General features: G+C 73.5%; 3 protein-coding genes. All 3 read left to right on the top strand.

Annotated features, from left to right (window positions below):
- Position 1: 1 nt before the first annotated feature.
- The 3 genes from ACWCP2_RS16495 to ACWCP2_RS16485 are packed head-to-tail and all read left to right on the top strand — an operon-like array spanning position 2 to position 14,535.
- A complete protein-coding gene (locus tag ACWCP2_RS16495; RefSeq protein WP_450909272.1) occupies positions 2-1,789 on the top strand; it encodes an ABC transporter ATP-binding protein in 1,788 nt (595 codons plus the stop codon).
- 58 nt (positions 1,790-1,847) lie between these two features.
- Complete coding sequence (locus ACWCP2_RS16490) at positions 1,848-12,845, top strand: amino acid adenylation domain-containing protein (RefSeq protein ID WP_450909271.1); 10,998 nt, start codon at positions 1,848-1,850, stop codon at positions 12,843-12,845.
- Positions 12,832-14,535 (top strand): ABC transporter ATP-binding protein, encoded by a 1,704-nt coding sequence (locus ACWCP2_RS16485; protein WP_450909270.1) that lies wholly within the window; start codon positions 12,832-12,834, stop codon positions 14,533-14,535. Before ACWCP2_RS16490 ends, ACWCP2_RS16485 begins: the two co-directional genes overlap by 14 nt.
- Positions 14,536-14,593: the final 58 nt, after the last annotated feature.

Raw genomic sequence — 14,593 nt, 5'->3', positions numbered from 1 at the left:
TGTGAGCACCACGGAAACCCGGGTCGCCCCGGCAACCCTGCGGACGACGACCGGACGTGAAGCAGCCCGATGGGTCGCGGCCAACTGCCGCACGATGCCCTGGCTGACGTCCGGAGCCGTACTCAGCACGGTCGCCGGGGCGGCTCTCCAGATGCTCCCCGTCCTGCTGCTCGGCAGGGTGGTCGACGGGGTCACCGGGGGCGAACCGCGTTCGATCCTGGTCACGATCGGGGCCTGGATGGTGGCCGCCGCGCTGCTCGGCGCGGCGGCCACCGCCCTGTCCGCCTACCTGATCGGGCGGCTCGGCGCCGACCTGCTCGCCGGCCTGCGCGAGGGCGCCGTACGGGCCGTCCTGGGCATGCCCAGCGCCCGGGTCGAGCAAGTGGGCCGCGGAGACGTGCTCTCCCGGGTCGGCGACGACGTCGCCGTCCTGTCCAAGGGCATCCGCTCGGCCATCCCCACGGTGTTCTCCGCGGGGATCCTGGTCACCATCGCCACGATCGGCATGTTCGGTCTCGACTGGCGGCTCGGCCTGGCGGGTGCCTGCGCGCTGCCGGCCTACGCGCTGGCCCTGCGCTGGTACCTGCCCCGCTCCGCCCCGCTCTACCGCAAGCGCGCGGTGGCCCAGGCCGAGCGCGCGCAGGCGCTGATCAGCGGCCTCAACGGCATCGAGACGGTACGGGCGCACCGGCTGGAGGAGGCCTTCCGCGAGAAGGTCTCCGACGATTCGCGGCGGGTACGGGACCTCGGCATCGAGGTGTTCCACTTCTTCGGCCGGTTCGTCGGCCGGGAGAACCGCGCGGAGTTCATCGGCCTCAGCCTGATCCTCGTGGTGGGCTACGTCCTGCTGGAGACCGGCTCCGCCAGCCTCGGTGAAGTGGCGGCGGCCCCGCTGGTGTTCCACCGGCTGTTCACCCCGCTGGGCGCGATCATGTTCACCTTCGACGAGGCCCAGAAGTCGGGCGCGAGCCTGACCCGGCTCGTCGGGGTGCTGGCGGAGTCCACGCAGGACCGGCTGGTCGGGGACGCGACCGCCGTGCCGGCCGACCGGGAGTCGTACCCGGTGACGGTCGAGGGGCTGACGTTCCGTTACCCCGGGGCCGAGGAGCCGGTGCTGAAGGAGGTCGGCCTGACGATCCCGGCGGGCGGCTCGCTGGCCCTGGTGGGTGCGACGGGCGCCGGCAAGACGACCCTGGCCGCGCTGATCGCCGGCATCGGGACCCCGGAGTCCGGGTCGGTGCGGATCGGCCCGACCGACCTCGCCGATCTGGACGAGGCCGCGGCGCGGGCCCTGGTGAGCATCCTGACCCAGGAGACGCACGTGTTCTCCGGGCCGCTCGCCGACGACCTGCGGCTGGCCGCGCCGGAGGCCACCGACGCCGAACTGCTGGCCGCGCTGGGCACCGTAGGAGCGGCCGAGTGGGTCGAAGCGCTGCCCGAGGGGCTGCACACCGACGTCGGTGAGGGCGGTGCCCGGCTGGACGGCACGAAGGTCGCCCAGGTCGCGCTGGCCCGGCTGGTGCTGGGCCGGGCTCCCGTGGTGGTGCTCGACGAGTCCACCGCGGAGGCGGGCAGCGAGGGCGCCGCCGAGCTGGAGCGGGCCGTACTGGCAGCGTGCGCCGGGCGGACCACGCTGTTCGTGGCGCACCGGCTGACCCAGGCGGTGGCCGCCGACCGGATCGCCGTGCTGGATGCGGGACGCGTCGTGGAGCAGGGCACGCACGAGGAGTTGGTGGCCCTGGGCGGCCGCTACGCGCGACTCTGGCGGGCCTGGAGAGACGCTAGTTAGGTCACCCTAATTTAGGTTAGGCTAGCCTTTGTACCTTGGAAGGGTGTTGAGTCTTCAAATGATGGAACCGAGCGCTCGTCTCGTGCTGATCTCTCCCACGCGCCTGGCAGACGTGCGCCGGCGTACCGGCGGATACTCCGACCGGACCATCGCCGAGGCCTGTGCCATCGGACTGTCGTACTGGGCGACGGGCGAGAGCCCCGACGGAATCGACCTGAACCCCGGCACGCTCTTCGCGGACGTCCTCGGATGGGCCGACAACGGCGGGACCGCGCCCAGCGGCTGGGAGACCGGCGAAGCCGCCCCCGACGGCTGGGCCGTCGCCGTCCCCGGGGGAGTCCCGCAGGCCGACGCACAGCTCGCGCTGGACGACCTGGCGGACTTCCCCGACCGGCCGCTCGGCACCATCAGCCCGTCCGGCGCGGCCCAGCGGCTGGCGACCCTGGCCGAGTGGAACGACAACGCGGCGGACCGGGTCCGGCCCACCATCGTGGAGATGTTCCGCGAACAGGCGCGCCTGAGGCCGGACGCGGTCGCCATCATCGACGAGGACCGCTCGCTGACCTACCGCCAGGCGGCGGAGCTGTCCGCGCAGCTGGCCCACCACCTGATCGGCCGCGGACTCGGCGCCGAGCAGGTCGTGGGCATCTCGCTCGGCCGCTCCGCCGACATGGTGATCGCCCTGCTCGGCGTGCTCCAGGCCGGCGGCGCCTTCGTCCCGCTCGATCCGCAGTGGCCCGCCGCGCGCCGCGCCGTCGTCATCGAGGACGCGCGGGTCGTGCTCCAGCTCAACGACTCCGGCGAACACGACCCCGCGGAACCGGCCGCCGCCGCCGTCGACCTCGACGACTGGCGGTACGCCGACCAGCCCGCCGAGGGCACCGGCATCACCGCGCACGGAAACTCCCTGGCCTACGTGATCTTCACGTCCGGCTCCACCGGCCGCCCCAAGGGCGCGATGATCCGCCACGAGGCCATCAGCGAGCGCCTGCTGTGGCAGGTCGACGAGATCCTGGGCTTCGGCCACGACGACGCCTCGCTGTTCAAGGCGCCGCTGTCCTTCGACATATCCATCAACGAGATCTTCCTCCCGCTGGTGTGCGGCGGCCGCCTCGTCGTCCTGCGCCCCGGCGGCGAACGCGATCCGCACCACCTGCTCGGCGTGATCGCCGAGCACCGCGTCACCTTCACCTACCTCGTCTCCTCCATGCTGGACGTCCTGCTGGAGATCGCCGGAGACTCCGACCGCCTCGACAGCATGCGCCACGTGTGGTGCGGCGGCGAGGTGCTCACCCCGGAGCTGTACGAGCGGTTCCGCACCCGGCTCGACATCCCCATGTACCACGGCTACGGCCCGGCCGAGACGACCATCGGCGTCTCCCACGTCATCTACCGCGGCGAGGCCGAACGCCTGTCGACCTCCATCGGCAAGGCCAACCCCAACACCCAGCTCTACGTGCTCGACGACGAACTGCGCCCCGTGCCGGTCGGCGTCGGCGGCGAGCTGTACGTCGGCGGGTTCCTGCTCGGCCGCGGCTACGTGAACGCCCCCGGACTGACGGCCTCCCGGTTCGTGGCGAACCCCTTCGCCACCGACGGCTCCCGCCTCTACCGCACCGGTGACCTCGCCCGGTTCGCCCCCGACGGCTCGCTGGACTTCCTCGGCCGCGCCGACAACCAGATCAAGATCCGCGGCATGCGCCTCGAACTGGAGGACGTGGAGGTCGGCCTCGCGGAGCACCCCGCGGTACGGCACACCTGCGTCATCGCGAAGAAGAACAGCGCGGGCGGCACGTACCTCGTCGGCTACGTGATCCCGGCCGCGGGCCACGAGCAGCTGCGCGCCGACGAGGTCAAGGCCTGGGCCACCACGCACATGGTCGAGTACATGGTGCCCGCCCACGTCGTCGTCATGACCGAGTTCCCGCTCACCGCGAACGGCAAGCTCGACCGGCGCGCCCTGCCCGAACCGGAGATCGTCACCGGCGCCTTCGTCCGGCCCTCCACCGACGAGGAGCGCGCCGTCTGCGCGGCCGTCGCCTCGGTGCTGCGGCTGGAGGAAGTCGGCGTCGACCAGGACTTCTTCCAGCTCGGCGGCGACAGCATCCTCGCCATCTCGCTGCTGAGCGCCCTGCGCGAAGCGGGCCTCTACGTCACCGCGGGGCAGATCTTCGCCCACAGCGTCCTGGGCGCCCTGGCGGCCGTCGCCGGCCGCGAGGACCTGACCCGGGCGGACCACGCCGACGTGGCGACCGGTCCCGTCGAGGGATCGCCCATCGTCCAGTGGCTCGGCCGGACCACGGACGCCGTCGACGGCTTCGTCCAGGCGGTCGTACTGAACACCCCCGCGGACCTCACCACCGACGCCCTCGGCCCGGTCCTCGACTCCGTCGTCGCCCGGCACGACATGCTCCGCGCCCGCCTCGTGCGCGGGGACCGCTGGAGCTTCGACATCCCGCAGGCCGAAGGAGCCACCGCCGACTGGCAGGTGAGCGACGGGCCGCTCGACGCGTGCGTCGCCCTCGCCACCGAAGGACTGGACCCCGACCACGGCGTGATGCTGCGGGCCGTCTGGCGCCCCGAGGCCCGCCAGCTGGTCCTCGTCGCCCATCACGTGGTGGTCGACGGCGTGTCCTGGCGGGTCCTGATGGACGACCTGGCCACCGCATGGCGCCAGTTCTCCGCCGGCACGCCCATCGAACTCCCCCCGGTGGGCACCTCGTTCCGCCGCTGGACCCAGCTCCTGGGCAGCGCCGACTTCGACGCCGACCGCGCCCACTACGAGCGTCCCCTGCCGGGCCCCGACGCCCCGCTGGGCCGGCGCGCCCCCTCCGCCGCGGACACCGTCGAGCGGGAGCGGCACCGGATCCTCACCCTCGGCTCCGAGGCCACCGCGGCGCTGCTCGGCGAGATCCCCGCGAAGTTCCACGCCGGCGTCAACGACGTCCTGCTGACCGCGCTCGCCGTCACCCTCGCCCGGTGGCGCCGCGACCGCGGCCAGGAGCAGACCTTCGCCCACATCGAGCTGGAGGGCCACGGACGCGAAGGCCGCCACGTGGCCGGCGCCGGCGGCGTCGAGCCGGAACTGTCGCGGACCGTCGGCTGGTTCACCACCCTGTTCCCGGTGACCGTGGACCCCGGCACGGCCCGCGACCTCACCGACCCCCGGTACCTCGCCGCCGCGCTCAAGGCCGTCAAGGAGGACCTCGCCCGCGTCCCGGGCAACGGCGTCTCCTACGGCGCCCTGCGCTACCTGGCCGACGCCGCCTTCACGGCCCCCGCGCCCCAGGTCCTCTTCAACTACCTGGGCCGCTTCGACGCGGGCGCCTCCGGCGACTGGCAGCTCTCCGGCACCACCGGCCAGCTCGGCGAGAAGCGCGACCCGAGGATGCGCCTGCCGCGCGCCCTGGAGTTCAACGCGATCGCCGAACCCTCCGCCACCGGCGCGTACGAACTCGTCACCACGCTCTCCTGGCCCGACGGGATGTTCACCGACGAGGACATCGAGACCCTCGGCGGACACTTCCTGGCGGCCCTCACCGCCCTGGCCGCCCTCGACGAGGGCGGGCACTCGCCCAGCGACTTCCCGCTGGTGCGGCTCACCCAGGCCGACGTCGACGCCCTCGACGGACCCGAACTGCGCGCCGTACTCCCGCTGACCCCGCTCCAGGAAGGCCTGTACTTCCACTCCGTCTTCGACGACGACTCCGCGGGCAGCTACGTCGAACAGCAGCTGCTGACGCTGGAGGGCGAGCTCGACCCCGCCCGCCTCGCGGCCGCGGCCACCCGCCTGCTCACCCTGTACCCGAACCTGGCCGCGCGGTTCACGGCCCTCGCCGACGGCCGCGTCGTCTCCGTACTGGAGAGCGGCGCCGAGGCGCCCTTCACCACCCTGGAGCGGCCCGGCATCACCGACGCGCAGCTCCACGAGCTCGCCGAGCGGGACCGCCGCGCCGGATTCGACCTGGCCACCGGCCCGCTGATGCGGTTCACGCTGGTCCGCGACCCGCACTCCGGCCGCGACGTCCTCGTGCAGACCGTGCACCACATCATCGCCGACGGCTGGTCGGTGCCCCCGATGCTGCGCGCCCTGCTCGCCGAGTACCACGCGCCGGGGAGCACCTACCCGCTGAGCGGCTTCCCCGACTACGTCGGCTGGCTCGCGGAGCGCGACGCCGACGAGAGCGACCGCGTGTGGGGCGCCGAACTCGCCGGGCTGCCCGGCCCCTCGCTCGTGGCCAGGGAGCACACCCCGTCCGACCGGTTCGCCGACACCTGCGTCGAACCCGCCCTGGACATCGACGCCGCCGCCCGCACCGCCGGCGTACCGCTGAGCGTGGCCGTCCACAGCGCCTGGGCGGTGACCCTGGGCGGGATCCTGCACTCCGCCGACGTGGTCTTCGGCTCCACGGTCTCCGGCCGCGACGCCGACGTCCCCGGCATCGAGGACATGGTCGGCCTGTTCATCAACACCGTCCCGCTGCGCGCCCGCTGGGACGCCGCCACCACGGCGCGCGAGCTGCTCGCCTCGGTGCGCGAGCACCAGGGCGCGGTCCTGCCGCACCAGCACGTCTCGCTGGCCCGGATCGGCCGGCTGGCCGGCGTCGGCTCCCTCTTCGACACCCTCGTCGTGTTCGACGTCGCCACCGAAGTGGCCGCCCTGCACCGCCCCGGCGACACCCTGTCCGTGACCGGCCTCGTCAACGAGGGAGCCCCGCACTACCCGCTGACCCTGGTCGTGGAGCGGGCCCTCGACGGACGCCCGCGCTTCAACCTGATCCACGACGGCGCACTCCTGCGCGAGAGCAGCGCCCGGGACATCCTGAACCGCTTCGCGCAGACCCTCACCGGGCTGCTCACCCGGCCCGACGCCCCGGTCGGCGACCTGGCGCCGGAGACAGGCGGGAGCCCCGCACGGATCACCCCGACCACCCTCGGCGCCCTCTTCGACGCCGCCGCGGACCGGGACCCGGCGGCCACCGCCGTCACCCAGTGCGCGCTCGACGGCGCCACCCGCTCCCTGACCTACGGGGAACTCGCCGCCGCGAAGAACGAACTGGCCGCCGCCCTGCGCGCGGCCGGGGTCGGGCCGGGCCGGCGCGTGGCCGTGGCCGTCCCGCGCACCATCGAGCAGGTCGTCGCCCTGGTCGCCATCGTCAGCGCGGGCGGTGCCTACGTACCGCTCGACATGGCCTACCCGGACGACCGACTGGAGTACGTCCTGGGCGACGCCGCCCCGCAGGCCGTCCTCGTCGACCCCGGTCAGCGCGCACGCTTCACCGCGCTGCTGGAGCGGGCGGGAGTCGCCGCCCGGGTCCTCGTCCAGGGTGACGAACTGCCGCAGGAGCCCGCCGCGTCCGCCGTGCCCGGCGCGTCCGCCGAGTCCGCCGCGGGCGAGGTCAGCTGGCACGACCCCGCCTACGTGATCTACACCTCCGGGTCGACCGGCAAGCCCAAGGGCGTCGTCGTCCCGCACTCCAGCGTGGTGGCGCTCCTCGCCCACACCCAGCCCGCCATGGGCTTCGGCCCCGACGACGTCTGGGTCCAGTTCCACTCCTACTCCTTCGACTTCGCCGTCTGGGAGCTGTGGGGCGCCCTGGCGCACGGAGGCGAGCTGCTCGTCCCCGACTACGGGCTGACCCGTTCCCCGGTCGACTTCCACCGGCTCGTCCGCGAGCGCGGCGTGACCGTGCTCAACCAGACGCCCTCGGCCTTCTACCAGTTCGCCGAGGCCGACCGGCACGCCGGCGAACCGCTCCCCGCCCTGCGCCGCGTCGTCTTCGGCGGCGAGGCGCTCGACCTCGGACGGCTGCGCGGCTGGGTCGAGCGGCACGGCGCCGCCTCGCCCGAGCTCGTCAACATGTACGGGATCACCGAGACCACGGTCCACGTGACCCACCGGGTGCTGACCGGGGAGGACTTCGCCCCCGGCAGCGACGTGAGCCCCATCGGCGGGCCCATCCCGGGCCTGGTCACCCACCTGCTCGACGACCGGCTCCGGCCGGTGCCGCCGGGCCGGGTCGGCGCGATCTACGTGGCCGGCGACCAGGTGTCCCTCGGATACCTCGGGCGGCCGGGCCTGACCGCGGGCCGGTTCGTCGCCAACCCGTTCGCGAACGACGGCTCCCGGATGTACCACACGGGCGACCTGGCCGTCCGTACCCTCGACGGGGAACTGGAGTTCACCGGCCGCGCCGACGACCAGGTCCAGCTCAAGGGCTTCCGCATCGAGCTCGGCGAGGTCGAGTCCGCGCTGCGCGAGCTCGACGGCGTGGTCGACGTGGCCGTCACCGTGGCCGGCAGCGGCGACCACCTCGTCGCGCACGTCGTGGGCCGGGTGCCCGGGGACCTCCCCGCCCTCCTCGCGGAGAAGCTGCCCGCGCACATGGTGCCGGGCCGGGTCCTGCCCGTGGACTCCCTGCCGCTGACCGTCAACGGCAAGCTGGACCGCAAGACCCTGATCGAGCGGGCCGCGCAGGCGGAGCAGGACGAGCGGGCCGGCGCCCCGGTGGCCGCCGGTTCCGCCACCACCGGCGCCGCCGCAGACTCCGTACTGGCCTCCCTGATCGGCATCTTCGCCGCCACCCTGTCCCACCCGGACGCCGGCGCCGACACCGACTTCTTCGGCGCGGGCGGCGACAGCATCGTCGCCATCACCGTGGTCAACCGGGCCAGGGCGCTCGGTCTGGCGATCGCACCGCGCGACGTGTTCCTCCTGAAGACGCCCCGCGCGCTCGCCGAACTGCTAGGCACGCGCGCACCGCGGACCGACGTACCCGCCGTGTCCCCCGCGCGCCGCGAGGACGGCCCGCTGGCGCCCACGCCGATCATCCTGCGCCAGCGCGAACTGGGCGGTTCCCTCGCCCGGTTCGCCCAGGCCCGGGCCGTGGACGTCCCCGAAGGCACCTCCTTCGCCGACATCGAGCGCGCCGCCGGCGCCGTCGTGGCCGCCCACCCGGCCCTGCGGATGCGCCTGGACACCGAGCACGGCGTGTGGACCCTGCGCACCGAACCCGCCCGCGGGGCCACCGTGGTCCGCGCGGCCACCGCCGAGGCCACGGCCGCCGCGAACGAGGCCGCCGGACGGCTCGACCCCGAGACCGGGGAGATCGCCGCCTTCAGCTGGCTCGCGGCCACCGGCACCCTCGTGGTCACCGTGCACCACTTCGCGGTCGACGCCGTCTCCTGGCTGATCCTCGCGGACGACCTGACCGCCGCCCTGCGCGGGGAAACCCTCGCCCCGGCGACCACCTCCTACGCCGAGTACGCCGACGCGCTGACCCTGCGCTCCGCCGCCGGCGCCGACGACCTCGGACCCTGGGTGGAGACCCTCCGGGCACCCGCGCTGCTGCCCGCCCCCGGCGCGCTGCGCGACACCACCGTCGTCCTGGGCCCCGAGGCCAGCGACCGGGTGACGCGCACCGCCCCCGGCGCGCTCGGCGTCGCCCTCACCGAGCTGCTGTGCGGCGCCCTGCGCACCGCACTGACGCGGATCCAGCCGGAGCCCACCGATCTCGCGATCGAGCTGGAGCGGCACGGCCGGGTCTCCGTCCTGGAGCACCACGACTACACCCGTACGGTCGGCTGGTTCACCGCCATCGCGCCCGTGCGGCTCACCGCGCACACCGACCCGGTCGCGGCGGCCCGCGAGCTCGCGGCGCGCCAGCCGGACGAAGCCGGGCACCTCGCCTACGGCCGCCTGCGCTACCTCAACCCGCAGACGGCCCCGCTGCTCACCGCCCGCCCGCAGGTGCTCTTCAACTACCTCGGCCGGGGCGACGAGTCCCAGGCGCTGCACCTCACCGGCGGCGACCAGGGCAGCCCGTACGCGGTCGAGGTCAACGCCTGGACCGACGCGGCCACCGGCAGCCTGCACGCGGCCTTCACCCTCGCCGAGGAGATCCCCGACGAGATCACCGCGCACTGGCTGCACGCCCTGGAAACCCTCGCGGAAGCCTCCGTGACGGCCGAGCGCACCGCGCCGGTCACCGCCCTCCAGCGGGGCCTGTTCTTCCAGGCCCAGATGGCGGGCACGGCCGGCCACTACGTCGCGCAGAGCTACTTCGCCCTCGACCACCGCCTCGACACCGACGCCCTGGCCGAGGCCATGGCCGCGGTCATGGCCCGCCACCCCGTCGTCGGCGCCGGCTTCACCACCGACGACGACGGGAACCCGGTCCAGGTCCTCAAGGCGGGCCGCCGGGTCGGCGTCCGCACGGTCGAGCTGTCGACCGAGGAGGAGGTCGAGGCCCTGCGCGTCCAGGACCGCACCACCGGCTTCGACCCGGCCGAGCCGCCGCTGGTCCGGCTGACCGTGATCCGGCTGCCCGGCGGCCGCGACGGCCTGCTCCTCAGCTACCACCTGCTGCTGTGGGACGGCTGGTCCCGCGCGATCGTGCTGCGGGACCTGTTCGAGGCCTACCGGGCCCTGCTCGCCGGCGAACAGCCGGACAGCACCCCGGCCGTCCCGGCCTTCGAGGACCACGCCCGGCAGCTCGCCGCCAAGGACCCGGCGCTCTCGGAGCGGTTCTGGGCCGGGCACCTGACCGGACTCACCGGACCGACGCTGCTCGCCGGACCCGCGCCGTCCCTCTCGCAGGACCTGCCGCCCGCGCTCCTGCACACCCTGACCGCCGAACAGTCGCAACTGCTGCGGGAGACGGCCAAGGCGCACGGAGTCACCCTCAACTCGGTCCTCACCGGCGCCTTCGGCCTGCTCCTCGGCGCCCACACCGGCAGGGCCGATGCCGTGTTCGGCGTCACCGTCTCCGGCCGCGAGGGCGAGGGCCTGTCCGACATCGTCGGCGTGCTGCTCAACACCGTCCCCCTGTGGACGCGGGCCAGGCCGCAGGACACGGTCGGCCAGTACCTGGCGTCCGTACAGGCCGCCCGGGTCGAGGCGATGGAGCACGAGCACCTGGGGCTCGGCGAGATCCAGCGGGCCAGCGGCCACGACACCCTCTTCGACAACCTGTTCGTCCTCCAGAACTTCCTGGACCTGGACGGGCTCGCCGAGATGAACGCCCGCCACGGCATCACCGAGGTGAAGTCGGACGATTCCACCCACTACCCGTTCACCTGGGTCGTCACCCCCGGCGACCGGCTCACGGTCAAGCTGGAGCACCGCCACGGCGACTCCGCGAGCGCCCGCCGCCTCCTCGACGACTACGTCGGCCTGCTCCAGGACCTGGCCCGCGCCACCGGACCGGTGGGCGCGCTGCCCGGCCTCGGCCCGGTGCCCGCGCCGGCCGACCGTACGGACATCGGCACGGACACGGTGATCGACCGCTTCGACCGGGCGGCGGACGCCGCACCCGGACGGGTCGCGCTCGTCGCGCACGGCCGGAGCATGACCTTCGCCGAACTGCGGGACCGCAGCCGCCTGCTGGCGGGCGTCCTCGCCGGGCGCGGCATCGGCCCGGAGAAGACCGTGGGCCTGGCGATCCCGCGCACGCTCGACTGGATCGTCGCGCTGTTCGCCGTCCTGCGCACCGGAGCCGCGTACGTACCGCTGGAGCTGGACCACCCGGACGAGCGGATCGCCACGATCGTCGCCGACGCACGGCCCGAGGTGATCCTCACCGTCAGCGCCGTCTCGCCCCGGCTGACCGGCGGCCCGGTCGAGCCCGGTGACCTCATCGAACTGGACCGGCCCCTTCCGCGGGCCGAGCCGCTCGTGACGTTCGCACCGGACGACCCGGACCGGCTGCGGCACCCCGCGTACACGATCTACACCTCCGGTTCCACGGGCAAGCCCAAGGGCGTGGTGACCGAGTACGCCGGACTCACCAACATGCTGATCAACCACCAGCGCCGCATCTTCGCGCCGGTGCTGGCCGAGCACGGCAACCGGATCTTCAAGATCGCGCACACCGTGTCCTTCGCCTTCGACATGTCGTGGGAGGAGCTCCTGTGGCTCGCCGACGGCCACGAGGTGCACATCTGCGACGAGGAACTGCGCCGCGACGCACCCGCCCTGGTCGACTACTGCCGCGAGCACGGGATCGACGTCGTCAACGTGACCCCGACCTACGCACAGCAGCTGGCCGCCGAAGGCCTCCTCGACAACCCGGACCGGCGCCCCGCGCTCGTGCTCCTGGGCGGCGAGGCGGTCACCCCGACCCTGTGGCAGCGGCTCGCCGAGACCGAGGGGACCGTCGGCTACAACCTGTACGGACCCACGGAATACACCATCAACACCCTGGGCGTCGGCACCTTCGAGTGCCAGGACCCGGTGGTGGGCGTGGCCATCGACAACACCGAGGTGTTCGTCCTGGACCCGTGGCTGCGGCCCCTGCCGGACGGGGTCCCCGGTGAGCTCTACGTCTCCGGCATCGGCATCGCCCGCGGGTACCTGGGCCGGCCGGGCCAGACCGCGGACCGGTTCGTCGCCTCCCCGTTCGGGGCGCCCGGCGAGCGCATGTACCGCACCGGGGACCTGGTGGTCCGCCGGCCGGACGGGAACCTGATGTACCTCGGCCGCACCGACCAGCAGGTCAAGATCCGCGGCCACCGCGTCGAACTGGGCGAGGTGGAGGCCGCGTTCGCCGCGCACCCGGCGGTACGGTTCACCGCCGCGGTCGCCCAGCCCGACCCGCAGGTCGACGGCGCGTACCGGCTGGCCGCGTACCTCGTACTGGCCGACGGCTCCGACCTGGCTGCGGTCGCCGCCGAGGCGGGCACCGGACTGCCGGACTACATGCGCCCCACCCACTACGCCCAGGTCGGCGCCATCCCGCTCACGGTGAACGGGAAGGCCGACACCAAGGCCCTGCCGGAGCCCAGGCCGCTGGGCGCGCTGACCACCTCGGGCGAGCGCGGCCCGCGGACCGAGACCGAGGTCCTGGTCTGCGAGTTCTTCGCCGAAGCCCTGGACCTGGACGAGGACGAGGTGAGCGCCGTGAGCGATTTCGTCTCCCTCGGCGGACACTCCATGCTGGCCGTACGCCTGGTGGGACTGCTGCGCCGTGAATTCGGCCCCACGATCACCATCCGTGACCTGCTCACCCTGCGAACCCCCGAAGCGATTGCCGGGCACATCGATGACAACTCCTGACGTCCAGAGATCCCGCCGCGCGGGATCCGACATCCTGCGGACCGCCGCACGGCGCAACGGCGGCGCCATGGTCTGGGGCACCGTCCTCATGGGCCTGTACCAGGCCGGCGAGACGGCCTTCCCCATCGCGCTCGGCCTGATCGTCGACCACACGATGCGCGGGCGGAGCCTGACGGCGCTCGTCCTCTCGATCGCCGCGCTGGCCGTGATCATCACGACCGTGTCGCTGTCGTGGCGGTTCGGGATGCGCATCCTGCAGAAGGCCAACACGACCGAGGCCCACCACTGGAGGGTGCGGGTCGCGTCCTGCGGCCTCCAGCCGGTGGCCCGGGACGTGGACCTCAAGTCCGGCGAGGTGCTCACCATCGCCACCGAGGACGCCGACCAGACCGCCGACATCGTCGAGGTCGTGCCGATGCTGATCAGCTCCTCGGTCGCGGTGCTGGTCGCGGCGGTCGCGCTGAGCCTGGCGGACCTGCGCCTCGGCCTGCTGGTCATGGTGGGGACGGCCCTGATCCTCACCTCCCTCAGCGTGATGTCGAAGCGGATCGGCAGCAGCACCCAGGAGCAGCAGGCCCGGGTGGCGCGGGCGGGTGCGAAGGTCGCCGACCTGATCACCGGCCTGCGCCCGCTGCACGGCTTCGGCGGCAACCACGCGGCGTTCCGGTCCTACCGGAAGGTCAGTACGGAGGCCAAGGAACAGGCCATCACCGTCGCCCGGGTGAACGGCGTCTACACGGGCACCGCGCTGGGCCTGAACGCGATCCTCGCCGCCTCGGTCACCCTGACCGCCGGCTGGCTGGCCTTCGAGGGGCAGATCAGCATCGGTGAGCTCGTCATGGCCGTGGGCCTGGCGCAGTTCATCATGGAGCCGCTCCGGCTGTTCTCGGACATGCCCAAGTACGTGATGATGGCCCGCGCCTCGGCGGAGCGGATGGCGCTGGTGCTGTCCGCCCCGCCGGTGGTGGCCACGGGGACGGCCCGCCCGGCACCCGGCGGGGACCTGGAGATCGACTGCGTCCGCTACGAGTCCCTCCAGGGCCTGAAGTTCCACGTCCCGGCGGGCCAGTTCACGGCGATCGCGGTCTACCAGCCGCGGGCGGCGGCCGAACTCGCCTCGATCCTGGCCGTGAACGTGCCGCCGGCCTCGTACGGCGGCACCGTGCGGCTCGGCGGGCAGGACCTCGCTGACCTGTCGGTCGAGGCGGTCCGCGAGCTCATGCTGGTGAACCCGTACGACGGGGAGATCTTCGCGGGAACCCTCCGTACGAACATCGACCCGTCGGGCACCAGCCGCACGGTCCCCGAGGCCGTCGAGGCGTCCATGCTGACCGATGTCGTCGCCCTGCACCGGGAGGGACTCGACTACGAGGTCCGCGACCGCGGTTCGAACCTCTCCGGCGGGCAGCGCCAGCGGCTCTCGCTGGCGCGGGCGCTGGCCGCGGACTCCGACGTGCTGGTGCTGCGCGACCCGACCACGGCGGTGGACGCGGTCACCGAGCAGCTCGTGGCGCGCAAGGTCGCGCAGCTGCGCCGGGGCCGCACCACCGTGGTCTTCACCAGCAGCCCGGCCCTGCTGGACGCGGCCGACCGGGTCCTGGTCATGGACGACGGGGTGGTCACGGCCGAGGGCACGCACCGGCACCTGCTGGCCAGTGACCCGGCGTACTGCGCGGCGGTCACGCGCTGACCGCGTGAGCGGTGAACGGGACCGCGTGAGCGGGACCGCGTGAGCGGTGAACGGCGAA

This window comes from Streptomyces sp. NPDC002104, from assembly GCF_053593795.1.
Note: the sequence above shows the minus strand (reverse complement) of the source record. Positions and strands in the feature narration are given on the sequence as shown.